The sequence below is a fragment of the Streptomyces amakusaensis genome, assembly GCF_039532665.1.
GTDB lineage: Bacteria > Actinomycetota > Actinomycetes > Streptomycetales > Streptomycetaceae > Streptomyces > Streptomyces amakusaensis.
Genome location: NZ_BAAASB010000012.1, coordinates 225452 through 249600, shown reverse-complemented (window position 1 = coordinate 249600; position 24149 = coordinate 225452). Strand labels below are relative to the sequence as shown.

Below are 24149 nucleotides of genomic sequence, written 5' to 3'. Positions count from 1 at the left end.
GTCCAGGAGAGCGAGGGACAACGGTGAACAGCGGCGAACAGCCCGTATCGCCGGTCGTGGTGACGATCGCGGGCTGCACCAAGGAGGACGCCGACACGGTGTTCCACCTCCTGGGCGAGTCCTACGCGTCCGATCGCGCGGCCGACGACGTCCCGCAGTACGTCTCCGAGGGACGTACGACCGTGTGGACCGCCACCTTCGACGTCACCGCCGCCGCCCGGCCCGCGCCCGGCCGCAAGCGGCTCGGCTCCCCCGTGGAGGCCGAGGTCCAGGGCGGCTACTGGGCCGTCGACCGGATGCGCGAGACCCTCGCCGCCGCCTTTGTCGTCCATGACGAGGGCATGGCGGCGGGCGACCAGGAGAAGGACGTCCAGCTGAGACTGGAGAGCGGAGCCTAGGCAGTGTCTTCCGCGCCGCCGCCGGGGAGTCCCCGGGCGGGCGCGGAGGAGAGGAGAGCGGGATGCCCATCGCCACCGTCGACCCCACCACCGGGGAGACCCGCAGAACCTTCGAGCCGCTGACCGCCGAGGAGACCGGCCGGCGGATCGCCCTCGCCCGGCGGGCCTTCGAGGAGCACCGCGCCCTCGGCTTCGCCCGCCGCGCCCGGCTGCTCGAACGCGCCGCCGATCTGCTCGACGAGGACCGCGACTCCATCGCCCGCACCATGACCACCGAGATGGGCAAGCCGATCACCGCCGCCCGGGCCGAGGCCGCCAAATGCGCCAGGGCGATGCGCTGGTACGCCGCCCACGCCCCCGCCCTGCTCGCCGACGAGCACCCGTCCGCCGCCGACACCGAGGACTCCGGGGCCGCCCGGATCGTCGTCCGCTACCGCCCGGTCGGCGTGGTGCTCGCCGTCATGCCCTGGAACTTCCCGCTCTGGCAGGTCGTCCGCTTCGCCGCCCCCGCCCTGATGGCGGGGAACACGGCCCTGCTCAAGCACGCGTCCAATGTGCCGCAGACCGCCCTCTACCTGGAGGAACTCTTCCGGCGCGCGGGCTGGCCCGAAGGCTGCTTCCAGAGCCTGCTGGTGGGGTCGGGCGCGGTGGAGGCCGTCCTCCGCGACCCCCGGGTGGCCGCCGCGACCCTCACCGGCAGCGAGGGCGCGGGCCGCGCGGTCGCCGCCGTCGCGGGCGACGAGGTGAAGAAGACCGTGCTGGAGCTGGGCGGCAGCGACCCCTACCTCGTGATGCCGTCGGCCGACGTCCGGCGGGCCGCCGACACCGCCGTCACCGCGCGGGTGCAGAACAACGGCCAGTCCTGCATCGCCGCCAAGCGCTTCATCGTCCACACCGACGTCCACGACGCGTTCTGCGAGCGCTTCACCGAGGGCATGCGCGCACTGACCGTCGGCGATCCGCTGAACGAGGCCACCCAGATCGGCCCGCTCGCCACCGAGCAGGGCCGCGAGGACCTCGAAGCACTCGTGGACGACGCCGTACGCCGGGGCGCGACCGCGCTCACCGGGGGCCGCCGCCCGCCGGGCCGGGGCCGGGGCTGGTTCTACGAGCCCACCGTGCTCACCGGGATCCGCGACACCATGCGCATCCACCGCGAGGAGACCTTCGGGCCGGTCGCCGCCGTCTACCGGGTCGCCGACGCCGCCGAGGCCGTCGCCCTCGCCAACGACACCCCGTTCGGGCTCAGCTCCAGCGCCTGGACCCGGGACGAGGGCGAGCAGGAGCGCTTCGCCCGGGACATCGAGGCCGGCGGCGTCTTCTTCAACGGGATGACGGCTTCCCACCCGGCCCTCCCGTTCGGTGGCGTCAAGCGCTCCGGCTACGGCAGAGAGCTCTCGGCGCACGGCATCCGCGAGTTCTGCGAGGTGACCACCCTCTGGTACGGCCCGGCCGGCGAGCGGGAGCCGTGAACGGCCCCCTCGGGTCAGCCGCCGGGCGCTGCCACCGGGGCCTGGAGCGTCGCGGGCAGCGGGGCCCGGAGCGGTTCGGTACGGGCTTGGGGATCGATCCAGTTCACCGGCACGGGGTCGAGGAACGCCTCCGCGTGCGAGACATGGCCGCGCTGCCGCTGTGAGTACGGCTGGGGATCGCGGATCAGCGAGGAGTGCGGCAGTCCGCTCTCGTACAGCAGCTCGGCCGTCTCCTGGACGAACTTCACCGGCCCGCAGAGATAGACGCTCTCGCCCGCCCAGTCGCGGCGCGCCCGCAGATGGGTGTGCAGCCGCTCCGCCGCCCTCATCTTGCCCTCGCCGTACTCCTGGTACCACCAGTAGGCGCTGAGATAGGGATGGTCGCGCAGCAGACCGTCGAGCGAGGCGCCGTCGTAGAAGTGCGACTCCCCCCTGGCCACGGCGTCGATCCGGACCCGGGGAGCGGGTCTGCGGGCGAGTAACTCGTCCAGCACCGGCTTGACCGGGGCCCAGCCCGTGCCGGCGGCGATCAGGGTGACGGCGGGGGTGCCGGGCGGCGGGGCGAGCGCCGCGCCCGAGGCCGCGCCCAGCCGGAGCAGCTGGCCGGGCTCGGTGTGGTCGCAGAAGACCGTGCTCAGCAGCCCGTTCTGCACCCGACCGATATGGAACTCCAGAATCCGCTCCCGGTCGCCCGCCCCCGAGGAGCCGCCCGCCAGGGAGTAGGGACGCCACACCCCCGGCAGCCCGGTGTGCTCGACGGTGGCGTACTGCCCGGGACGCCACGGATACGGGGTGCGCACGGCGGCGCGGACCACGGCCGTGTGATCGCCGTGCAGCCGGTGCGAGACGACGGTGGCCTCCCAGAACGCGGGATCCCCCGAGGCCTCGGAGCGGTGCGCCCCCTCCTTCATGGCCTCGGCCACGCCCGTGTACACCCGCCGCCAGGCCGCTTCCGTCGGCTCGTCCCAGGTGAAGGGCGAGTGCCGGCGGATCGCGGCGAGCAGGCTGTCGCCGACGGCCGTGTAGTCCTCGTCCACCACCCCGAATCTGCGGTGGTCCCGGCCGAGCCGCTCCAGATGGGCCGGCAGCCCGGGATGGCCGAGATGGTCCACCGCGTGGACCAGGGCGGCGAAGAGTCTCTCGTACTGGTCGGCCATCACGGCGGGGAACAGCGCCCGCAGATGAGGATGGTGACTAAACAAATGGGCGTAGAAGTAGCGGACCGCGTGACCGGCCCGCCGTCTGACACGTTCCAGGCTCTCCCTGACCACAAGAAGGTCGCGGGCGCTGTCGTCGTCCATGAAGATCCCCCGGGGCTGCACGGTTGCGCGTCAGTTCGACGTGCGACAAGTGCCGAGCGAGCGCACCGTATCAACTCAACGGCGAAAACGAGCCGTTGGGCGCGGAATTGTTCCGGCGGACGCGAAATTGATACACGGGCCGGTGCGCGAGTGGCGGCCGACCGGCCCGCCGCCGTGGTGCGAAGGTTCCGCGAGGTCCCCGCCGTGCGGCGGGGACCCGATCGGACGAGAGAGCCCGGACGTCCTGGGAGGACGCGGCCTGCCTGCCGTTCAGATGCCCTGCCAGTCCGGCTTGGCGGCGAAGGTGGCGCGGAAGTAGTCGGCCAGCTTCAGCCGGGACGCGGCGGCCTCGTCGACGACGACGGTGGCGTGCGGGTGGAGCTGCAGCGCCGACGCGGGCACCAGGGCCGAGAGGGGACCCTCGACGGCGAGCGCCACGGCGTCGGCCTTGGCCTCTCCGGTGGCCAGCAGCACCAGGTGGCGGGCCTCCAGGATGGTGCCGATGCCCTGGGTGATCACGTGGTGCGGGACCTCGTCGAGGCTGTCGAAGAACCGCGCGTTGTCGTTGCGGGTCCGCTCGGTGAGCGTCTTGATCCGGGTGCGCGAGGCGAGCGAGGAGCACGGCTCGTTGAAGCCGATGTGTCCGTCGGTCCCGATGCCGAGCAGCTGGAGATCGACGCCGCCGGCCTCGCCGAGGGCGCGGTCGTAGGCGGTACAGGCCGCCGCGACGTCCTCGGCGGAGCCGTCGGGGCCCATGAAGGAGTCCTCGGTCAGCCCGAGCGGGTCGACGACCTCGCGCAGTACCACCGAGCGGTAGGACTCGGGGTGTCCCGCCGGGAGCCCCACGTACTCGTCGAGCTGGCATATCCGGGCCCGGGACGGGTCCACCTCGGCGGAGCGCACCTTGGCCGCGAGGGCTTCGTAGATCGGGAGCGGCGTCGACCCGGTCGCCACCCCCAGCAGGGCGTCGGGCTTGCGGCGCAGCAGGTCGGCCATGGCCTCGGCGATGAGCTCGCCGCCTGCGGCGGCGTCCGGAACGATGACAACTTCCACGAAGATCCCTGTCTCTGTGTGCGTCTCGGTATGCGCAATGGTGTAGACCAATCTACCGGGTGGGTGGGGCATCTGTCGCGTACCCGCCAGGGGATGGACCACCGGACCGGGGGCCGTCCGTCCCGCCGCACCCCGCCCGCGCGCCCCGAACGCCTCAGAACAGCGGCAGCTGGCCGGGGAAGACGGGCACCACGGAGCCGTCCAGCGAGGGCTGGAGGGCGGAGTCGTACGGAGCCTGCCGCCGCGAGCCGGGACAGGAGACCAACTCCGCCGCCACCCGGGAACCCGCTGGATCATGGCGGGCGAACCGGCCCGCGACAATGGCGATTTCACGACGGCAGACCGGGCACAGACGGCGAGGAGCGGACATCCCCCCAGTCTGCCAGCCGCCCGGGGCGGGGAGTGTCCCGGCGGCTCAGCGCACCTCCGTCAGCCGGGCGAAGACCACCACATTGCCGTCGTATCCGGCCCTCTCGGTGTACCGGCCGCCGCAGGTGATCAGCCGCAGCTCGGGCCGGGGCCCGTCCCGGTAGACGCGCTCGGCGGGGAAGGCCGCCAGCGGGTGCGCCTCATTGCCGTAGACCGTGAAGACGGCGGTTCGGCCGTCCTCGCGGAGGATCTCGATCCGGCCGCCCCGCTCCAGGGAGCCCAGCGGATGGAACACGGCGGGCCCGGCCGCGTTGTCCACATGGCCCACCACGACGGCCGTGCCCCGCTCCCCGGGCGCCGCCGCCCCCGTGTACCAGCCCGCCGACCCGCCGTCCGCCGCCGGCGGGGCCGTGATCCGGCGGTCCGCGCCGAGACCGACCCCGAGCAGCGGGGCGTTTACCCGCAGCGAGGGGATCGTGATCCGCAGTGGCCGGGAGCGGGGGAGCGGGCCCGGCGCGTCCCGCCGCCCGGCGGCGGGGGCGGGGGCGGTCGCGGCGGCCCGCTGCGGGACCGCCGCCTCGGCGCGGGGCGCGGGCGGCGGCCCGGCCGCACTCCCCGCCGTACCGGCGCGCAGCAGGAAGACCCCGAACAGCAGGACGGACAGCAGGGCGAACCAGGGGCTGTGGCGGGCCGCCGGATGGTGGGCGGGTCTGGCGGGGTACGGGACCGGATGCCGCACCCGGTTCCGTACCGGGTCAGCCACGGGCTCCGGAGCGGCGGCGGTACGCCAGCAGAGCGCCCCCGCCGACCGCGCCCGCGACCAGCGCGGACCCGGCGGCGAGCGTTCCCGGGTCCGGCCCGGCCGGACTCCCTCCGGTACCGGCCCGCACCCCGCCGCCCGGCTTGTCCGGAACAGTCCGCTCCGCCTGGTCCGCCTGGTCCGCCGGGGTGTGCGGCCCGGTACCGGACTGCGGCCCGCCGTCTTCGCGACCGCCGTCGTCCGGCGCGCCGAAGGGGGTGTCCAACCGCGACACCTCCTCCTCGTCGCCGCCCGGGGGCGCGTCCGAGCCCGGCACCTCCTCCCCGGCCGCGGAGGGGACGTCACCGCCCGGCACCTCCTCGTCGGCGAGCGCGGCCGGTGCGCCGAGGGCGAGCGCGGCGGCACCGGCCAGGGCGAGGGACACGACACGTCCGGCACGCACGGCACACATGGGCAGGCCTCCGATGCTGGGTGGACATCACAGGAGACCGACGCTAGGAGCGCCGCCGCGCCCCTGCCACTTGTGGAGGGCCGAACGGTCGCCCCGCCGCCGCGATCGCCTTCGCGGCCTCCAGCGCGGCCCGGACCCGGTCGTCCCCGGCCGCGCCGAGCGACCAGAGCCGGATCAGCCGCCGGGGGTTCCTCCGCTCCCACGTGTCGGAGTCCCGCACCGCCACCGTGTCCGACATCCGCCAGCGCGAGGAGGGCCACGAGGCCTCGGGCACTTCGGCCAGTCCGTCGAGAAGCCCGACGGCCGAGGCGGCGAGCGGGCCGCTCACCGGCCAGGGCCGCCAGGCGGCGACGGCGTCCATGAGCGCGTGGGACTCGATCAGAGCGGCGACCGACGGGGCGAGCGGGAGGTAGGGACTACCGCCGTCGACATCGGTGCCCACACCGCCGTCGGTGTGGAGCAGATCCCGGCAGGGCTTCGACACCCGCTCCCCGGCCCACTCGAAGTACCACCCCTTCCCCCGGGGGTCCGGCCACGCCCGTGTCTCCATGCCGAAGTGGTCGTACGCCCACTCGCGGACGGTCTCGTACCGCTCCCCGTCCACCGCCGTGCTCTGCCGCACCCGGTAGCGGAGCCCGCCGTACCGCCGCTCGAAGCCCTCGCAGCGGATGATCAGATCCATGGGGGCGGGGACGAGCCCGCCCCCACGGCCGTGCACCCGCCAGAACTCCACCGGCGGCTCGAACCGGGCGGGACGCTCGCGGCGGCCCGTGCGCCGAAGGAATTCCCGGGCGCGCGCCGACAGCTCGGAGGGGTCCTCCAGGACGTGCATTCCGGACTTCGTCCCTTCGAATCACGGACGGCCGTCCCGTGCGTCGGATCCTGACCTCAGATCTTGCGGTAGCCGTACGCCTCCTCCGCCGCCGCGACCACCGCGTCGAGATCCCCGCCCGCCGAGGCCGTCACCACGGCGGCGACCGCGCCCTCGACGAAGGGCGCGTCCACCAGTCTGGTGCTGCCGGGCAGTTCGTCGCCCTCCGCGAGCAGCGACTTCACCGTGAGGACCGCACTGCCGAGATCGACGAGCACGGCGACCCCCGCGCCGCCGTCGACCGCGTGGGCCGCCCGGGCGATCAGCTCGGAGCTGGTGCCGAGCCCGCCGTCCGGGGTGCCGCCCGCCGGGGTGACGGGCGCGGTCCCGCCCCCGCCCGCCAGCCCTCTGGCCAGCTCCGCCACGGAGGCGGCCACCTTGGCGCTGTGCGAGACCAGCACGATGCCGACCTGCCCGCCCGCCGCCGTCCGACCGCCCCCGCCCGCCACACCGTCCCCGCTCATCCGGCCGCCACCTCCGCGAGCGCGCCGACGATCAGCGCCGACGAGGCCGCCCCGGGATCCTCATGCCCGATGCTGCGCTCGCCCAGATAGCTGGCCCTGCCCTTGCGGGCCAGCATCGGCACGGTCGCCAGCGCGCCCTGCTCGGCGGCCTCCCGGGCGGCGGCGAACGGCGCGTCGGCCGAGCCGAGGGCCTCCACCGCCGGTTCCAGCGCGTCCAGCATGGTCTTGTCGCCCGGCCGCGCCCCGCCCAGCTCCGCGACGGCGGTCACCCCCGCCCGCAGCGCCTCGGCCAACCGCGCGGGCGTGACCTCGGCCGCGTCGCCGAGCGTCTTTCCCGTACGCCTCAGCAGCGTCCCGTACAGCGGACCGGACGCACCGCCCACGGTCGAGATCAGCAGCCGGCCCGCGAGCGTCAGCACGGCCCCGGGTGTCGGGGGCGGCTCCTTCTCCAGGGCCGCCGCCACCGCCGTGAAACCGCGCTGGAGATTGCTCCCGTGGTCGGCGTCACCGATCGCCGAGTCCAGCTCGGTCAGCCGCGCGGCATCACGGTCCACCAGGGCGGCACAGGCGATCAGCCAGCGGCGGAAGAAATCGGCGTCGAGCACATGAACTCCCTGCGGTCGTCGTTCCCGGTCGTTTTCCCTCGGGTTCCGGTCGGTCCGGTCGGTCCGGTCGGTACCCGGTCGACACCCGTTCGGTTCAGCGGCCCCAGCGGAGCGCGGCCGTCTGCACCGGAGCGTCCCACAGCCGCAGCGACTCCTCGTCCACCTGGCAGAGCGTCACCGAGCAGCCGGCCATGTCGAGCGAGGTCACATAGTTCCCGACGAGGGTACGGGCGACCTCGACCCGCCGCTCGGCGAGCCCCCGGCTCACCTCCGCCGCGAACCCGTACAGCTCCAGCAGCGGGGTCGCCCCCATGCCGTTCACCAGCACCAGCACCGGACCCGTCGGCGGCCGGTCCTCCACCACCGCCGTCACGGCGGCATCGGCGATCTCGCGCGAAGTCATCATCGGACGCCGTTCCCGCCCGGGCTCCCCGTGGATCCCGATGCCCAACTCCAGCTCACCGTCCGGGAGATCGAAATTCGGGGTGCCCTTCGCCGGAGTCGTCACCGAACTGAGCGCCACACCGAAGCTGCGCGAGCTCTCGTTCACCCGCCGCGCGATCGCCGCCACCTCCTCCAGGGGCGCTCCCGCCTCGGCCGCCGCCCCGGCGATCTTCTCCACGAAGAGCGTCGCCCCGGTACCGCGCCGCCCCGCCGTGAAGAGGCTGTCGGTCACCGCGACATCGTCGTCCACCAGCACTTTCGCCAGCCGTACGCCCTCCTCCTCGGCGAGTTCGGCGGCCATGTCGAAGTTGAGCACGTCCCCGGTGTAGTTCTTCACGATGAACAGCACCCCCTCCCCGCTGTCGGCCGCGAGCGCCGCCCGCACCATCTGATCCGGCACCGGACTCGTGAAAACGGCCCCCGGACAGGCCGCCGTCAGCATCCCCGGCCCGACGAACCCCCCATGCAGCGGCTCATGCCCCGACCCGCCCCCGGACACGATCCCCACCCTCCCCGCCACCGGCGCGTCCCGCCGCACCACCACCCGGTTCTCCACATCCACGCGCAGCTCCGGATGGGCGACGGCCATCCCCCGCAGGGCATCGGCGACCACGGTCTCCGGGGTGTTGATCAGCATCCTCATCGGTATCTCCTCTGATGGCCGGTCAGGCCCGTGGAGCGGGCGGCATCCGCCCAGTATGAGCGGGACGCGGGGCGGGGCAGGGCATCGCCACCCGGCCCGTTGTGAACGCCAGGGGCCGAATGGGGCAACAGCGTCAGGGTACGGTCGCGGACATGGCCGAACACGATGCCCTCAGTCCCGTCCGCGAGGCGTACGACGCCGTGGCCCCCGTCTACGCGGACCGGTTCGCCGACTCCTTGCGCGACGAGCCCCTCGACCGCGCGTTCTTGAGTGCTTTCGCCGAGATCTCGCGCGCGAGTGGGAACGGCCGGGTCGCGGACCTGGGATGCGGGCCCGGCTATGTCACCGCGTACTTGGACGGGCTGGGGCTGGAGGTCTCCGGCGTCGACGCCTCTCCCGAGATGATCGGGCTGGCGCGGCGGGCATATCCGGGTCTGCGGTTCGACGTCGGTTCGATGGCCGCGCTGGACTTCGACGACGGTGTGCTGGGCGGCATACTGTCGCGTTGGTCGATCATCCATACGCCGCCGCCGGAACTCCCGGCGATTCTGGCGGAGTTCAGCCGGGTGCTGGCGCCCGGCGGCTGCCTTCTGCTCGGTTTCTGGGCCGGTGGCGACGCGTCCGACCCGGCGCGGGTCTTCGATCACGCGGTCGCGCCGGCGTATCGGTGGTGGCCGGACCGTCTCGCCGAGATGCTGCTCGAATCGGGGCTGGCCGAGGTGGCCCGGATGGTGTGTGAGCCCCGGCCCGCGGACCTGCGGCAGTTTCAGGCGATTCACCTGCTCGTCCGCAAGGACCTTCCGGTCTGAGGGTCAAGCCGTCTTCGTGAAGACGAGCACCTCCGTGGAGGCGACGCCCATGGGTGCCAGGAAGCCGGCCTCCAGGACGCAGCCGAGGGTCGCGAAGAGGTCCACGCAGGTGCGGCGGGGCATGGCGGCGGGGTAGGAGTCGTGGCCCGCGCCGCCTTGGGTGGCCCAGGCGCGCACCGTGGCCGGGTCGAGGCAGGTCTCGGTCATGACGTCGAAGACGATGCGGCCGCCGGGGCGGGTGACCCGGGCCATTTCGAAGAAGTAGCGGGAGGCGCAGAGGAAGGTCACGGTGTTGAAGACCTTGTGGGCCTGGACGAGGTCGACGCTGCCGTCGGGTGTCGGGGCGAGGCTGCTTCCCGAGGTCGGCCGGGCGACGACGCCGAAGGTCTCCACCAGGTGGCTGGCCCAGGGCGCGGCCGTCTCGTAGATCTCGTAGCGGCTCGGCGAGCACTCCTTCAGCGTCTTCTCCAGATACCGTCCGGAGCCGGGACCGATCTCCAGCACGGTGTCCGGGGCGGCGGCGAAGACGCCGAGGGCGCGCAGTTCGTCGATGGTGGACTGGGTGGCGCCGGGTGTGCCGTTCATGACTTCGTCGATGTGGTCGCCTACCGAGAGACCGGCCGCCCGCGCGGCTCGCATCGTCGCCTCGAACGGGATGAAGTCGTCGACGCCTCCCAGGTTGTTGGTGCTGCGCACGATGTCGAATCCGGCGCGTCCCAGGAGCCGCTTGACCCCTGACTTCACCCCGGACCTCACCGCTGACGTTCCCCTGCCCGCCGCCTTCATGAGGCATGCCCTCCAGGTCGTCTCCGCCCCCGGGGGGTCAGCATAGGATCGCGGGCCGCGCACGCACAGGGGGACGGCGGATTCCCTACGGGCCCTACGGGGCCGTCAAGCGCCGGAATCCGACCCGGGCCACCAGTACGGCCGCCGCGAGCACCACCGTGTTGGCGAGGGCGGCCGGGTACTCGGATCTGGCGAGGTGCACAACCGTTCCGCCCGCGATGAGGACGCCGAGCGCGGCGGCGGCGATCGGGGTCAGCACGGGGGCGATCGAGGTCACGGCGGGCAGGACCAGCCCGGCCGCGCCGAGCACTTCGGCCACTCCGATGGCCCGCACCGCGAGCGGGGCGAAGTCGACGACCCAGGGCATCAGCGGAATCAGCGAGTCCGGCGGCAGGGCGATCTTCATGCCGCCCGCTCCGGCGAACAGCACGGCAAGGAGGGCCTGGGCGACCCACAGAACGATGTTCACGGTGCGCTCTCCAAAAGTGAAGGGATGCCTGCGTTTTGATGGCGGGCGTCAACCTAGCAGAACCGCAGTCAATCCTTCACTTGTAGGATGGGGGCATGACATCGGACGAGCGCCGGGGACTTCGCAAGGACGCGGAGTTCAACCGTGCGCGCATCACCTCGGCGGCGCGCACCGTATTCGCTGAGCGCGGGCTCGGGGCGCCACTGGAGGAGATCGCTCGGCGGGCGGAGGTGAACATCGCCACGCTCTACCGGCGCTTCCCCGAACGGGAGGCGCTCATCGAGGCCGTCCTCACCGACCGGATGAACGAGCTGGCCCGTCTCGCCGAGGAGGCCTCGCTGGCCGCCGACCCCTGGGACGGATTCCGGGGTTTCGTCGAACGCGTCTGCGCCATGCAGGCCGCCGACCGAGGAGTCACCGAGGGCTTCACCGCCTGCTTCCCCGACTCGCCGGGGATGGAGGAGCCGAGGTCCCGCGCCCTGGCCGCCGTGGACGCGCTGATCCGCCGCGCCCAGGAGCAGGGCAGTCTGCGGCCCGAGTTGACGAGCGGCGACGTCATGCTGTTCCTGATGGCCAACGCCGGAGTGCTGTCCTCGACCCGCCATGCCGCACCGGGCGCGTGGCAGCGCCTGGTCGCGCTGCTGCTCGACTCCTGCCGCGCGGACCGCGCGGACCGCGCGGACCGTACGGCGTCGGCGCTGCCCCCGGCCCCCGGCCCCGGGGAACTCCACGACGCGATGGTCGCCGCCCGCCCGCACCGCTGAACCGGGGGCGACGCCCGGCCGTCACACGACGGAACGCGCGATACGGAAACCCACGTCGTCCACGTGGAAGGCCGGGTGGCTGCGGCGTCGCGCCGAGGCCCGGCAGCTCCAGTGCTCGTCGAACCAGCCACCGCCGCGGAGCACCCGGTACTCGCCGTAGACCTCGGCGTCGTAGACGTCCCAGCACCAGTCCCAGACATTGCCAAGCATGTCGTGCAGCCCCCACGCGTTGGGGCTCTTGCCCCCCACGTCATGGACGCGTTCGCGCGAGTTGCCGCGATACCAGGCGATCTCGTCCAGCTCCCCGTAACGCGGCCCCGTCGTACCCGCACGGCACCCGTGCTCCCACTCGGCCTCGGTCGGCAGCCGGTACCCGTCGGCGGACGTGTCCCACCCGACGCCTTCGCCCTCGCCGTCGGTGTGGAAGCGGTACGCGGGCGCGAACCCCTCACGCCGGGACAGCGCATTGCAGAACCGCACCGCGTCCCACCAGGAAACCCCTTCGACGGGGAACCGATCGCCCTGGGCGGCACTCGGCCGCCCACCTGTGACCTGCGCGTACAACCCCTGGGTGACCGGGAACGCCCCGAGCCGGTAGGGCGCCAGCTCGACCGGCCAACTGCGCTGCGTCCGCCGGTCCGACAGCGTCACCCGCCCCGGAGGGATGGCGATCATCTCGTTGCCGCCCATAACCATGTCCATGATCGGAAGATTTTAGGGGCGACGGAGGCCCGCCGTCAGTGACCGGAGCTGTAGTACCCACCGAGCTGGTCGCGGTAGGCCGGGTCGCCGAGGTGCCTGTCCTTGTCGAACTCCGGGGATGCCTTGATCTCGTCCTTCGTCCGGGCGACGTGAACGGTCCGGCTCTCGTGGTCGACGCTGGTGACGGTGCCCGCGGGCAGCATCACTTCCTTGCCGAAGATCCACACTCCGGTGTCCACGACGATGTATTGCGAGCCGACCTCGGTGGAATACTTGTCGACCTTTCCGATATGGCCGTCCGCCGCCTCGACGCCGTATCCGGTGAGGTCGTCGTCCGCCGTGTGACCGGCCGTCGGAACGTAGGACCACAGGTGCGCGTACATGAATACTCCCTCTTCTGCCGCCGAATTGTTCTGAGCGTTGCTGAACACCGCCTGCCCTGATCCCGGGCCGGTACTCATCACCGGTGAGCCGGGACGATCCGTGCCAGGATCGGTTCCGTGAGCCGTGTCTACGACAACGAGCGACTCGCCGGTGCCTACGAGCTATGACGTCGCCGTGCTCTCCCGCCCGTGACCGTGATCGTCACCGCCGGGCCGTGACCAGGCGGCTCAGCGCGGGAATCACTTCTCGCAGGTCGTCCCCGTCGACTGCGACGGTCGCCGCCGCCCGTGCTCCCGCCGAGGCGTTGAACGCGACGCTCAGGGCGACGGAAGAGAACAGGGGCAGGTCGGAGCGGCTGTCCCCGACGGCTCCGCAGACGCCGGGGGCCAACCCCAGCGCCCGGGCCTGGGCGAGGGCGAAATCCCGTTTGCCGTACTCGTCGAAGTGGCGGGCGACACGGCCCGTGAACCGGTTGCCGACGGTCTCCAGACGAGGGCCGCTGAACGCGTGGAAGCCGAAGCGGTCGGTCAGATGGCCGCCGACCGGCGACCAGGCGAGAGTCGCCAGTACGGGTACCAATCCGTTCCGCCGGCACCAGCTCACGGTCTCCGTGATGCCCGGGACCAGGGGAAGCCCGTCGAGGAGTCGAAGGACTCGCTCTTCGGACACGCCCGCCCACCCTCTGGCGTCGATTTCGGAGACCTGCCGATTGTCGAGGTCGCCGGAGGCGTAGGCGTCCTCGGCCCTGGCCAACTCGTCGCGATGGCCGAGGAATCCGGCGAGGAAGACGGAGGAACTCGTGCCCGGGACGAGGGTGCCGTCGACATCGAAGAACACGCAGCCCACGGGATCGGATGAGAACACCGGCCAAGGATGTCACCATCGCGCGAGGAGGCCGGCTCGCGGGTGCCGGACTGCCGGACTGCCGGACCTCCTCGGTGAGTCCTGCTTCAGGAAAGTGCCTTCGCCATCGCCGAGGTGACCCGCGCGGCCGTGTCGGCGTCCGAGGTCGCCACGCGGGCGACGAGCGCGACGGTGTCGCCCTTCCCGGTCCGGGCGTAGACGAGGGACCAGGAGGACGGGGTGCCGCCGGTGGCGGTCGGGGCCCAGTCCCTCTTCTCCCGTACGGCGGGGAGCAGCAGGCCCGCCGTGGCGGCCGTGACGCTCTGCGCGATCTGCCCCTGTGCCTTCTTGTCCTCGGCGACCAGATGGGGGCTCGCCATCAGGCCGCGGTTGGCGAGGGCCGCGGTCACCCTGGCCAGCTGGAGAGGGGTGACGGTGACGGCCCCGTTCCGGTAGCTCTCGTAGGTGCTCTCGGCGACCCGGATCGGGACGAACAGCTCGTCGCCGAAGCCGAACTTCTCCGCGGTCCCGCGCAGCCTCTCCTCGCCCAGATCCGTGGCCAGTCTCGCGAAGACCTCGTTGCAGGAGCGGGCCAGCGCCGTACGGATGGTGGTGTTCGCGCACTCGCCCGAACCGCCGTCCACGGGCTCGTCCGCGGTGTCGTACAGACCGTGGTCCAGGGCCGACGCCGCGATCACGATGTCGAAGGTCTCACCGGGCGCGGTCGCCTCGCGCAGCGCCCGGTTGAGCATGGGCTTGTTCTCGTCTTCGTGCGTACTCTCCCAGGCTTCCTGATCCTTGAACGAGTAGCCGCTGAACGCCCCCGGGTCGTAGGAAGGCGTGCTCACGACGGCCAGCAGCGCGCCCGTCGCGACGTCGAGCGCGACCGCCGCCCCACGCCGTGTGCCGAGCGCCTCGAAGGCGGCCTTCTGCGCCTGAGGATCGACGGTGGTCTCCACGTCGTCGCCCTTGCGGTGGGTCAGGGATTTCTCGTAGACGGACTCCAGCCCTGAGGTGCTCCACCCGAGCGAGCGATAGCCGGTCACCGGTGCGTACAACGCGCCTTCGGTGTAGGTGCGCCGGTAGGGGATCTTCTTGTTCCCGCTCGGCTTCGACCCCGTGACGGGCTTGCCGTCGACGAGGATGTCGCCGTACCCGCCGGTGGGAGCGCTCGAACTCGGCTGTGTCCCGCTCCCGTTGGGAGGGTTTGTGTCGCCGGAGCAGCCGGCCAGCAGCGCGAGGAGCAGGGGCGCGGTGAGGGAACGCTTGATGACCGACGGCATGATCACACTCTAGGTCCCTGCCGAGCCCCGCCACCGCCACGGGCAGCGGGGCTCACCCTCTCGAAGGCGACCTGCCCGGCGCTCACCACCCAGGCTGCCTCGGCCCGCCGCTTCAGCAGAAGGTCCACCACATCCTGCGGATCGAGACCACTGGGATCAACCCGGAGTCCCACCGGCGGCAGGCGGTCGAGGCCCCGCTCCATGACCTCCTCGAACTCGTTGAGGGCGCGGCCCTCGGCTGCGGCGCGGACTCGTTCGGCCAATGTCGCGGCCTCGGGATGATCCGAGTCGCCGTAGCGGGCCGCCAGGAACGCGATCTCCTCGGGCAACCGGTCGATTCCACGCTGCCGTAGCAACGCGACGGGTGGGCGGAGCGTAATAAAATGGACCTGTCGCCCCTCCAGGACCTCGATCAGTGACTCGAAACCTTCGTTGATGATCGTGTCGCTGACGATCGCGGTGATGCCGGCATCCGAGAACGCGGCGGCCACGAGGCACGCGTTGCGGATGCGCAGCCCGTACTGAACACCTGCGTCGCCGGTCAGACGTCCGGTGTCGGGGTCGTTGTCACCGGGCACCCCCCACCGGGCACCCGAGACGATCAGTCGCTGCATCTCGTCGCCTTCAACGTGCGCGGCGAGCGGAAGTGCTTGCGCGAGCAGGCGGGCTGTCGTCGTCTTGCCGGCACACTGACTGCCGGAGACGATCCAGATGTCGGCGCTCGCGGCCCGACGGCCGGACCATGGTGACGCTGCCGACCAGGTCTGGCGAGGCTGAGCGGAGTCGTTCAACTTCTGTCCCCATTCGATCGGTCAGCAGGGATCGCCAAGCGTATCCACCGTACGGGAGACGCGTGGCCGCAGGCGGATCGGAAGTGTGCGAGCGCTGCGATCGCCTCCCGGAGACCAGCCGTCTCGCCCGCGGCCTCGCCACCTTTCTGACGACGAACACTCCTCTCGGACCGAGACCGACCACCTTCACGGAAACCACCGAAGACCCAAAGATTTCCCCGATTCCCCTACAACCCTCCCGCCTCGCAGGTGGTCTTCCGTTCGCCGACCGCACGGATGACCCGCGAACAATCCCGGGTGAACAGGGCGGAACGCGACCCATTGACTGAGGAGGCCGGGACCCGGCCTCCCCGCATGCCGCAGGAGACGTCCGCATGCAGAAGAAGTTCCGTACGGCCCTGGCCGCCGCCGTCGCAGTCGCGCTGACCGGCGGCACGGTGGCGATCTCCGCGAGCCCCGCCTCGGCGGCCGGCTCCGGTCTGCACGCCGACTTCAACGGTGACGGCTACATCGATATCGCCGTCTCCGCGGCGTTCGCCGCCGTCGCCGGGAAGAAGGGCGCGGGCCAGATCGTCGTCCACTACGGCTCGGCCAAGGGCATCACCGCCACCAACCGCGCTCTGATCAGCCAGAACTCCCCGGGGGTCCCCGGAAGTGCCGAGACCGACGACTACTTCGGCGCTGCCAGCGGCTTCGGCGACTTCAACAAGGACGGCTTCGCCGACCTCGCCGTGGGCGCTTACGGCGAGGACGTCGGCAAGGACAAGGACGGCGGCACCGCCGTCATTCTCTGGGGCTCGGCCAAGGGCCTCAACGGGGGCACGACCATCAAGGACCCCGCTCCGTCCAAGCACGACAACTTCGCCAAGTCGATCGAGACGGCCGACTTCGACGGCGACGGCAGGATCGACATCGCCCTGGGTTCCACCGGTGCCACCGTCCACCGCTACCGGGGCGGTTTCACCAAGTCGGGCGGCACCGGCGGCCACGACGGCATCAGCCTGCCGGTGCACACCGGCACCTACAACGGCGTCCGCTACCTCACCTCCGGTGATGTGAACGGCGACGGTATCGCCGACCTGGTCGTCAACGCGTACAGCACCGCCACCGACTTCAACGCCAACTACTGGGTGCGCGGCACCCGCGGCGGCGATCTGAGTGGTGGCGGCGCGCGGGTGCTGCCCGCGGGCACCATCACCGTCGTCGGCAAGCTCAACAGCGACAAGTACGCCGACATCGTCATCGGTCTGGAGTGGGACCGCAGCAAGGACACGGACGCCGCCGGGCAGCCCGCCGCCAAGGGCGGCAAGGTCCTCGTGGTCAACGGCAGCGCGAGCGGCCCGGTCCGGGGCATCTCCGACTCGTTCACCCAGGACACCCCCGGTGTGCCCGGTTCCTCCGAGAAGGCGGACCACTTCGGCAACGAGCTGGGCCTCGGCGACATCAACGGCGACGGCCATCTCGATCTGGCGATCGGCGCGTACGGCGAGACGGTCGGCTCGACCCAGTTCGCCGGTGCCGTCACCGTGCTGTACGGCACGGCGGACGGTCTCTCCACCGCCGGGGCGCAGTCCTTCTCGCAGGACAGCGCCGGTGTGCCCGGCGCGCCCGAGAAGTCGGACAACTTCGGCAGCGATGTCAGCCTCTCCGACCTGGACGGTGACGGAAGGGGCGATCTGACCGTCGGCGTCCACGGCGAGGACGACTACAACGGTTCGGTCATCCTGCTCCGCTCCAACGGGAAGAAGATCACCACTGCCGGGGCGCGCACGCTCTCGCCGGGCGCGATCGGCATCTCCACCGCCGGCCACCCCGGCTACGGGATGAACTTCACCGACTGAGCCGTCGGTCCGGGTCCGCGCACCGAAGCGCCGCGCGGATCCGGGCCCGCCGCAGGAGGCCTCGCGGCCCACTGTCGCACCGCCTCGCTTCGGCCGCCGCCGAACCGTCCGCTGCCTACGGTCGCCGTATGAGAACCGCACAGCCCAGCACGGCGCGTCCCGGCACCGAACAGCCCGCCGAGCACCTGACCATCACCCCGAGCATCCTCTACTTCGGCACCCCCGTCGTCCTGCTGACCACCGAGAATCCCGACGGCTCGTTCAACCTCGCGCCGATGTCGTCGGCCTGGGCGCTCGGCGACGTCGTGGTCCTGGGGCTCGGCAAGGACGGCCGGACCGGCCAGAATCTCGCCGCCCGGCCGGAGCTGGTCATCAACCTCCCCGAGCCCGGCCAGTGGCCCGCGGTCGAACGCCTCGGCCGGCTCACCGGTCGCCCCTCGCCCGCCCCCTCGGGCGGCCGTCCGATCCGCTACGAGCCCGCCAAGTTCGAGGCCGCGGGGCTGACTCCGCGGCCGTCGCGGTCGGTGCGCCCGCCCCGTGTCGCCGAGTGCCCGATCCAGCTGGAGGCCCGAGCCGTGCGCGTCGGGACCGACGTGGCCGGAGACTTCCTGATCGTCGAGGCCCGTGTGCTGCGGGTCCACGCGGACCCGCGCCTCGTCGTGCCCGGGACGCAGCACATCGAACCGGCCGCGTGGAGCCCGCTGATCTACAACTTCCGCCACTACTTCGGCCTCGGCCCCGAACTCGGCCACAGCGGCATCTCCGAGACCCCGCGCCAGGCGGAGGCCGCGGCCGACGAGTAGACGGGCAGACAGACAGGCAGACGGACGCCGAAAAATGTCACAGCGCTGTTATATTAGCGCTGTGACAATTTCTGACGACCCCACGGCGCTCCCCGACCCCTGGCAGGCGCTGCACGAGCTGCTGGCCGCCATGGACGCCGAGATCGAGCAGGTCTACGTCGAGCGCGGCATCGAAGGGGTGCGGCCCCGGTTCGCCTATCCGCTGATCCGGCTCGCCCACACCGGACCGCTGACCATCCGGGAACTCGCCCGCTCGCTGAACCGCTCGCACTCCGCGATCAGCCAGACCGTCGCCGCCCTGCGCAAGGAGGGGCTGGTCACCTCCGAGCCGGGGCCCGACGCCCGCACCCGGCGGATCGAGCTGACCGAGCGCGGCCGGTCGCTGGTGCCGTTCCTGGAGGCGGAGTGGCGCGCCACCCACGCGACGGTCGCCGAGCTGGACGGCGAGATCCCGTACGCGCTGACCGCCGCCGTCGAGGAGGTCCGGCGGGCGCTGGAACAGCGGTCGATGCGGCAGCGGATCCTCCACCACCTCGTCGAGCCACCGCGATGAGCGGCGTCCGGTTACTGGACCTCCGCCCGCTGCGCGACAGCCGCCCGTTCCGTGAGCTGTGGATCGGCTCCGCGGCCTCCCAGCTCGGCGGCCAGACAGCCACCGTGGCGGTACTGGCCCAGGTCTGGGAGCTGACCGGCAGCCCGGTGGCCACCGGTGCCATCGGGCTCGCCACCGGCCTGCCGATGGTGTTCTTCGGGCTGCTCGGCGGCACCTTGGCCGACACCGTCGACCGGCGTTCGGTGGTACGGGCCGCCACCGTCGGCCAACTGCTGTCCGCCGCGGGGCTGTCGGCCCAGGCCCTGGCCGGAAATCGCAACGTACCGCTGCTGCTCGCCCTGGTCGCCGCCGGGGCCGCGTGCGGAGCCCTCGGAGCCCCCGCCCGGCGCACCCTTCCCGTACGGCTGCTGCCGGCCGGCCAGGTCGCCGCCGGGCTCGCGCTGACCAATGTCTCCTTCCAGGCGGCGATGCTGGCCGGGCCCGCCACGGCCGGGCTGATCATCGCCCGGTGGGATCTGCCGGCCGCCTACGCCGCCCAGGCCGTGGCCATGGCGATCTCGGCGCTCACGATGATCCGCCTCCCGCCCATGAGACCCGAGGGAAGCGGCCCGGCGGGCCCCGGACGCCGCGCGGAACGCGGCGGCCGGCGATTCGTCCTCCGCCGCCCGACACTCTGGGGCTCGATGGCCACCGATCTGTCCGCGACGCTCCTCGCCATGCCGATCGCGCTCTTCCCCCTGGTCAACGAGGCCCGCTTCGGCGGCGACCCGCAGACCCTCGGCCTCTTCCTCTCGGCCGTCGCGGTCGGGGGCATCACAGCCGGCCTGTTCTCCGGCACCGTGACACGCCAACGCCGCGCCGGCCTCGTACAGCTGACCGCAGCGGGCGTCTGGGGCCTGGCGCTCGCCGGCTTCGGACTGTCCGGTCCGCTGTGGCCCGCGCTCTGCTGTCTGGCCGTGGCCGGCGCCGCCGACACCGTCTCGGTGATCACCCGCAGCGCCCTGGTCCAGCTGGAGACCCCCGACGCCTACCGGGGACGGGTCTCCTCCGTGGAACACGTCATCGGCGTCGCGGGCCCCGAACTCGGCAACTTCCGGGGCGGCCTGCTGGCCTCCGCCACCTCCGCCCCCTTCGCCCTGGTCGCCGGCGGCCTCTCCGCCACCCTCGCGGTCGCCGCCGTGGCGGCGGCCAACGCCTCGCTGCGCGCCTACCGGACACCGGCCCGGCCGGTCTGACCCGACCGGCGGAACGGGTGTCCACTACAGTGGTGCGCGGCCGTGACTGGCGCTGAGGTGAAGCACCACCGGGGAGCGGCCCGACGAATCGGTCGAAGCCGCGCGCCTGGGCGAGTGTTCAGCGACGCCTGGAGGCGCCCCGTGTCCCGCATACAGACGGCCCGACTCATGGACGGCACCGGCCTCGCCCGGCGCGTCGTCGACGAGACCGCGAGCAGGGCGGCCGAGATCACCCGGCGCACCGGCGTCCGGCCCTGCCTCGCGACCGTACTGGTGGGCGAGGACCCCGCCTCCGTGACGTACGTACGGATGAAGCGGGCCCGTTGCGCGAAGGCGGGCATCGACTCCCGGCGGATCGGCCTGCCCGCCGCCACCACGACCGCCGAGCTGACGGAGACACTGCGGTCCCTCTCACTGGACCCGGGTGTCCACGGCATCCTGCTCCAGCACCCCGCGGGCCCCCACATCGACGAGCGGGCGGCGTTTGAAGCGATCGCGCCCGAGAAGGACGTCGACGGGGTCACGATCAGCTCCTTCGGGACGATGAGCTTCGGACTGCCCGGCTTCACCTCCTGCACACCGGGCGGGATCATGCGGCTGCTGGACGAGTACGACGTCGAACTCGCCGGCCGCCACGCCGTGGTGGTGGGCCGCAGCGCGATCCTCGGCAAGCCCGCCGGGATGCTCCTGCTCGCCCGCGACGCCACGGTCACGTACTGCCACTCCCGTACGAGGGACCTGTCCGCGATCGTCCGCGAGGCCGACGTGCTCGTGGCGGCCGTCGGACGCCCCCGTCTCATCCACGGCGAGGACATCAAGCCCGGAGCCGTCGTGATCGACGCCGGATACAACCCCGGCAACGTCGGAGACGTCGACTTCGACACCGCCCGCACCCGCGCCCGTCTGATCACCCCGGTCCCCGGCGGGGTGGGGCCCATGACCATCGCGGTCCTGCTGGCGCAGACCGTCGACGCGGCGTCGCGACAGCTCGGGACGGCCGGCGAGGACCTGGGGTGAGAGACGGGCGGGGGCGGGCCCGGCGGACCGGACCCGGTCAAACGGGCCGGTAAACCGCCCGGTCCGGATCCGGTCGCACGATCACCCCGTCCTCGGCGAGGTCGCGCAGATGGCCCCGGGCCGCCTTGCCCGCGGCCTCGTCGGTCGCCGGCTCGTACCCGGCGAGCCGCAGGGCGAGTACGGCGCGCCCGGTGTCCCAGCTGCCGCCCAGCGCCCGGATCACCGCGGCGAGCGCCTGCTTCTGCGTCAGTGGCTTCTCGGTCATCTCTTCCCCCTCTTCCTTCCTGCCCTTCGGCGACCGTCACAGCGTGACACGCCCGGTGGTGTGCCCGTACGCCTGCTCTTAGCCTGGCAGGAGCCCACCCCCTTGGAGGGCCGCTCGGAGGGCCGCCATGCCGCTTGTGATCGACCTCGGCGACGTCGATGCCACGATGTCCGCGCTCGTCGGCGGGAAGGCCGCGAACCTGGGCGAGCTGATCCGCGCCGGGCTGCCCGTGCCCCCGGGGTTCTGTGTGACCACGGAGGCGTACCGGGCGGTGCCGGCCACGCGCGAACTGACGGGGCTCGCCCCGGACCTGGCCCGGCGGCGGCTGCTCGACGCGCCGGTGCCACGGGAGGTGTACGAAGCGGTCGTCGCCGCCTCCGGCCGGCTCGGCGAGGGGGTGCCGGTCGCGGTGCGGTCCAGTGCCACGGCGGAGGATCTCCCGTTCGCGAGCTTCGCCGGACAGCAGGACACGTATCTCAATGTCATCGGCGCGGAGCGGGTCGTCGAGGCGGTACGGCGCTGCTGGGCCTCGCTGTGGACCGACCGGGCGGTCGCCTACCGGGAGACCAACGGCATCGCCCACGACTCCGTGTACCTCGCCGTGGTCGTGCAGACGATGGTTCAGTCCGCGGTCTCCGGGGTGCTGTTCACCGCGAACCCGGTGACCGGCGACCGGCGGCAGACCGTCGTCGACGCGAGCCCCGGACTCGGCGAGGCCGTCGTCTCCGGCGCGGTCGACCCCGACCGTTTCGTCGTCGAGGCCGACACGATCGTGGAACGGCGACCGGGCGACAAGAGGCTGATCATCCGCTCGCTCCCGGACGGCGGCACGGAACGGATCGAGGCCGAGGCCGACGAGACGCCCTGTCTGACGGACGACCAGATCCGGCGGCTCGCCGCCCTCGGCGGCACGGTGCGGGACCACTACGGCAGCCCCCAGGACATCGAGTGGGCGATCGACGAGGACGGCGCGCTCCAACTGACTCAGGCCCGGCCGATCACCACACTCTTTCCCGTACCGGAGCGGGACGGCTTCCACGTCTACTTCTGCTTCAGCCTCGCCCAGGGCCTCCAGCGCCCGATCACCCCGGCCGGGCGCGCCGCTTTCCGTGAGATCGCCCGGTCAGTCAACGAGATCGTCATCGGCGACCCGGCGTCGACCGGCTACACCGAGGCGGGCGGGCGGATCTTCCTCGACCTCACCGGCGCGCTGCGCGACAGGGCCGGCCGGGCCTTCGTCCTGAGACTGCTCGGCCTCATGGAGGCCCGCTCGGCCGAGGTGCTCGCCGACCTCTGCGCCCGGGACCCGCGCCTGGCGCTCACCGCCACCTCGGTCCGCCCCGCCCTCCGGCGCGCGCTGCGCCTCGCCCGCCGGTTCCATGTCCCGGCCGCGGCGGTACGCGCGTTGGTCCGCCCCGAGGCGGCGGTACGGGAGGCGCGCCGGCTGGAACCGGCGATCGTCGCGGCGGCCCGGTCCACGACCGCCCGGGGCGCGCTGCGCGACCATGTCGTCCCCGTCCTGCCCGCGCTCGCCCCGGCCGCGCTCGTCGGATTCGCGATGCTGGCGCTCACCGGCCGGATCGTCCGCACCGAACCGGGCGACCTCCAGACGGTGCTGCGCGGACTGCCGCACAACGTCACCACCGAGATGGATCTGGCCCTGGGTCAGCTCGCGGACACCGTCCGCGCGGACCCCCTCGCGGCCCGCGCGTTCCAGGACCCGGGGCGCGGAGCCGACGAGTTGACCCGCGCGTATCTGGACGGCGAGCTTCCGGAGACCGCCCAGCGCGGGCTCAGGGAGTTCCTGGACCGCTGGGGCCACCGGGCCGTCGCCGAGATCGACATCGGTCTGCCCCGCTGGTCCGAGGACCCCTCGCACATCGTCGGCGTCATCGCCAACCTTCTGCGCACCGACGACCCGGCGGCCCGCCCGGACGCGGTGTTCGCGCGCTCCCGGGCCGAGGCCGAGGCCATGGTCGAGCGCCTCGCCCGCCGCGCCGGGGCGCGGGGCCCGCTGGTGCGCTTCGCGCTGCGCCGCACCCGGCTGCTCGCGGGACTCCGCGAGTACCCGAAGTACCTCGCCGTCAGGCTGTTCGCCATGGTGCGTGAGCGCGTCGCCGAGCGCGGTGCGCTGCTCCACGCGCGGGGCCGGATCGACGAGCCCCAGGACGTGTTCTTCCTCGACTTCACCGAGATGGAGTCGGAGCGGGGGGACCTCCGCCCTATCGTCGCCGAACGCCGGGAGAGTTACGCCCGGGAGCTGCGCCGCCGTCCGGTCCCCCGGGTCCTGCTCTCGGACGGCACGGCCCCGGAGGCTCCCCGTCCGCCGGTCGCCCCCGGCTCCCTGACGGGCACTCCGGCGTCGGCGGGGACGGCCACCGCGCCGGCCCGGGTGGTCATGGACCCGGTCGGAGCCCGGCTGGAACCGGGCGAGATCCTGGTGGTCCCGTCCACCGACCCCGGCTGGACGCCCCTCTTCCTCACCGCCGGCGGGCTGGTGATGGAGATGGGCGGGGCCAACTCGCACGGGGCGGTGGTGGCGAGGGAGTACGGAATCCCCGCGGTGGTGGGAGTGCGCGGCGCGACGGAGGACATCGGTACGGGGGACGTCGTCACCGTGGACGGGAGCGCGGGCGTGGTGTCGCTCCGTACCGCCGGTTGACCGCCGGTTGAGCGCTGTTTGACCGTCAGCCGGGTGCCGGTTGACCGCCGGTTGAGGGCGGCCGGGCCGCCGCCGTACGTGCGTACGTGCGAATCGGGAACTGCGGGGGGT

At 72.6% G+C, this 24149-nt stretch carries 27 protein-coding genes and 1 riboswitch; of the genes, 10 read left to right on the top strand and 17 right to left on the bottom strand.

Annotation, left to right across the window (positions count from 1 at the left end; genetic code table 11):
- Positions 1–23 precede the first annotated feature (23 nt).
- A complete protein-coding gene (locus ABD371_RS22495; protein WP_344479560.1) occupies positions 24–398 on the top strand; it encodes a hypothetical protein in 375 nt (124 codons plus the stop codon).
- A 62-nt stretch (positions 399–460) separates the two neighbouring features.
- Positions 461–1870, top strand: a complete 1410-nt coding sequence (locus ABD371_RS22490; RefSeq protein WP_344479559.1) for an NADP-dependent succinic semialdehyde dehydrogenase — start codon at positions 461–463, stop codon at positions 1868–1870.
- Positions 1871–1884: 14 nt separating this feature from the next.
- Here ABD371_RS22490 and ABD371_RS22485 read toward each other — a convergent pair whose 3' ends face one another.
- The 9 genes from ABD371_RS22485 to dhaK all read right to left on the bottom strand — a co-directional run bounded on the left by ABD371_RS22485 (position 1885) and on the right by dhaK (position 8831).
- Positions 1885–3171, bottom strand: a complete 1287-nt coding sequence (locus tag ABD371_RS22485) for a globin domain-containing protein (RefSeq protein WP_344479557.1) — start codon at positions 3169–3171, stop codon at positions 1885–1887.
- 270 nt (positions 3172–3441) lie between these two features.
- Positions 3442–4224, bottom strand: coding sequence for a glucosamine-6-phosphate deaminase (gene nagB / locus ABD371_RS22480; protein ID WP_344479554.1), 783 nt, complete (start codon positions 4222–4224; stop codon positions 3442–3444).
- 154 nt (positions 4225–4378) lie between these two features.
- Positions 4379–4594 carry a hypothetical protein gene (locus ABD371_RS22475; protein ID WP_344479553.1) on the bottom strand — a complete coding sequence of 72 codons (216 nt, stop codon included), beginning with the start codon at positions 4592–4594 and terminating at the stop codon, positions 4379–4381.
- A 45-nt stretch (positions 4595–4639) separates the two neighbouring features.
- Positions 4640–5260, bottom strand: a complete 621-nt coding sequence (locus ABD371_RS22470) for a class F sortase (protein WP_344479647.1) — start codon at positions 5258–5260, stop codon at positions 4640–4642.
- An 88-nt stretch (positions 5261–5348) separates the two neighbouring features.
- Complete coding sequence (locus ABD371_RS22465) at positions 5349–5795, bottom strand: hypothetical protein (RefSeq protein WP_344479551.1); 447 nt, start codon at positions 5793–5795, stop codon at positions 5349–5351.
- Between the two features lie 52 nt (positions 5796–5847).
- Entirely contained in the window at positions 5848–6636 is a 789-nt protein-coding gene (locus tag ABD371_RS22460) for a hypothetical protein (RefSeq protein WP_344479550.1), read from the bottom strand.
- Positions 6637–6692: 56 nt separating this feature from the next.
- Entirely contained in the window at positions 6693–7139 is a 447-nt protein-coding gene (locus tag ABD371_RS22455; protein WP_344479548.1) for a PTS-dependent dihydroxyacetone kinase phosphotransferase subunit DhaM, read from the bottom strand.
- Positions 7136–7744 (bottom strand): dihydroxyacetone kinase subunit DhaL, encoded by a 609-nt coding sequence (dhaL, locus tag ABD371_RS22450; protein WP_344479547.1) that lies wholly within the window; start codon positions 7742–7744, stop codon positions 7136–7138. The genes ABD371_RS22455 and dhaL overlap by 4 nt, the downstream gene beginning before the upstream one ends.
- A 94-nt stretch (positions 7745–7838) precedes the next feature.
- Positions 7839–8831: a dihydroxyacetone kinase subunit DhaK gene (gene dhaK / locus ABD371_RS22445; RefSeq protein ID WP_344479545.1), complete on the bottom strand. Its 993-nt coding sequence runs from the start codon at positions 8829–8831 to the stop codon at positions 7839–7841.
- 152 nt (positions 8832–8983) lie between these two features.
- Here dhaK and ABD371_RS22440 point away from each other — a divergent pair, with 152 nt between their 5' ends.
- Positions 8984–9640 carry a class I SAM-dependent methyltransferase gene (locus ABD371_RS22440; protein WP_344479543.1) on the top strand — a complete coding sequence of 219 codons (657 nt, stop codon included), beginning with the start codon at positions 8984–8986 and terminating at the stop codon, positions 9638–9640.
- A gap of 3 nt (positions 9641–9643) precedes the next feature.
- Here ABD371_RS22440 and ABD371_RS22435 read toward each other — a convergent pair whose 3' ends face one another.
- The gene (locus tag ABD371_RS22435; protein ID WP_344479646.1) at positions 9644–10360 is read right to left on the bottom strand and encodes a methyltransferase domain-containing protein; all 717 of its coding nucleotides are present in this window, start codon (positions 10358–10360) and stop codon (positions 9644–9646) included.
- 160 nt (positions 10361–10520) lie between these two features.
- Entirely contained in the window at positions 10521–10895 is a 375-nt protein-coding gene (locus tag ABD371_RS22430; protein WP_344479542.1) for a DoxX family protein, read from the bottom strand.
- 95 nt (positions 10896–10990) lie between these two features.
- On the opposite strand from ABD371_RS22430, the gene ABD371_RS22425 reads away from it, so the two are divergent.
- Positions 10991–11659: a TetR/AcrR family transcriptional regulator gene (locus ABD371_RS22425; RefSeq protein WP_344479540.1), complete on the top strand. Its 669-nt coding sequence runs from the start codon at positions 10991–10993 to the stop codon at positions 11657–11659.
- A 21-nt stretch (positions 11660–11680) separates the two neighbouring features.
- Here ABD371_RS22425 and ABD371_RS22420 read toward each other — a convergent pair whose 3' ends face one another.
- The 5 genes from ABD371_RS22420 to ABD371_RS22400 all read right to left on the bottom strand — a co-directional run bounded on the left by ABD371_RS22420 (position 11681) and on the right by ABD371_RS22400 (position 15662).
- Positions 11681–12361 carry a formylglycine-generating enzyme family protein gene (locus tag ABD371_RS22420; RefSeq protein WP_344479538.1) on the bottom strand — a complete coding sequence of 227 codons (681 nt, stop codon included), beginning with the start codon at positions 12359–12361 and terminating at the stop codon, positions 11681–11683.
- A gap of 35 nt (positions 12362–12396) precedes the next feature.
- Positions 12397–12744: a PRC-barrel domain containing protein gene (locus ABD371_RS22415; RefSeq protein WP_190123053.1), complete on the bottom strand. Its 348-nt coding sequence runs from the start codon at positions 12742–12744 to the stop codon at positions 12397–12399.
- A gap of 202 nt (positions 12745–12946) precedes the next feature.
- Positions 12947–13609, bottom strand: coding sequence for an HAD family hydrolase (locus ABD371_RS22410; RefSeq protein ID WP_344479536.1), 663 nt, complete (start codon positions 13607–13609; stop codon positions 12947–12949).
- Between the two features lie 86 nt (positions 13610–13695).
- On the bottom strand, positions 13696–14871 hold the full coding sequence (locus ABD371_RS22405; RefSeq protein ID WP_344479534.1) for a penicillin-binding transpeptidase domain-containing protein: 1176 nt from the start codon (positions 14869–14871) through the stop codon (positions 13696–13698).
- A gap of 2 nt (positions 14872–14873) precedes the next feature.
- Complete coding sequence (locus ABD371_RS22400) at positions 14874–15662, bottom strand: hypothetical protein (RefSeq protein WP_344479533.1); 789 nt, start codon at positions 15660–15662, stop codon at positions 14874–14876.
- Positions 15663–16036: 374 nt separating this feature from the next.
- Between ABD371_RS22400 and ABD371_RS22395 the strand changes: the two genes are divergently transcribed.
- From ABD371_RS22395 to ABD371_RS22375, 5 genes are all read left to right on the top strand, one after another.
- A complete protein-coding gene (locus ABD371_RS22395; protein WP_344479531.1) occupies positions 16037–17503 on the top strand; it encodes an FG-GAP-like repeat-containing protein in 1467 nt (488 codons plus the stop codon).
- A gap of 128 nt (positions 17504–17631) precedes the next feature.
- Positions 17632–18306: a flavin reductase family protein gene (locus ABD371_RS22390; RefSeq protein WP_344479530.1), complete on the top strand. Its 675-nt coding sequence runs from the start codon at positions 17632–17634 to the stop codon at positions 18304–18306.
- 61 nt (positions 18307–18367) lie between these two features.
- Positions 18368–18859: a MarR family winged helix-turn-helix transcriptional regulator gene (locus ABD371_RS22385; RefSeq protein WP_344479528.1), complete on the top strand. Its 492-nt coding sequence runs from the start codon at positions 18368–18370 to the stop codon at positions 18857–18859.
- Positions 18856–20094, top strand: a complete 1239-nt coding sequence (locus ABD371_RS22380; RefSeq protein WP_344479526.1) for an MFS transporter — start codon at positions 18856–18858, stop codon at positions 20092–20094. The genes ABD371_RS22385 and ABD371_RS22380 overlap by 4 nt, the downstream gene beginning before the upstream one ends.
- 32 nt (positions 20095–20126) lie before the next feature.
- Positions 20127–20213, top strand: a riboswitch (ZMP/ZTP riboswitch).
- 22 nt (positions 20214–20235) lie between these two features.
- A complete protein-coding gene (locus tag ABD371_RS22375; protein ID WP_344479525.1) occupies positions 20236–21111 on the top strand; it encodes a bifunctional 5,10-methylenetetrahydrofolate dehydrogenase/5,10-methenyltetrahydrofolate cyclohydrolase in 876 nt (291 codons plus the stop codon).
- A gap of 37 nt (positions 21112–21148) precedes the next feature.
- Here ABD371_RS22375 and ABD371_RS22370 read toward each other — a convergent pair whose 3' ends face one another.
- A complete protein-coding gene (locus ABD371_RS22370; protein ID WP_344479523.1) occupies positions 21149–21376 on the bottom strand; it encodes a hypothetical protein in 228 nt (75 codons plus the stop codon).
- Positions 21377–21503: 127 nt separating this feature from the next.
- Between ABD371_RS22370 and ABD371_RS22365 the strand changes: the two genes are divergently transcribed.
- Positions 21504–24038 carry a PEP/pyruvate-binding domain-containing protein gene (locus tag ABD371_RS22365; RefSeq protein ID WP_344479522.1) on the top strand — a complete coding sequence of 845 codons (2535 nt, stop codon included), beginning with the start codon at positions 21504–21506 and terminating at the stop codon, positions 24036–24038.
- The last annotated feature ends 111 nt before the right edge of the window (positions 24039–24149 follow it).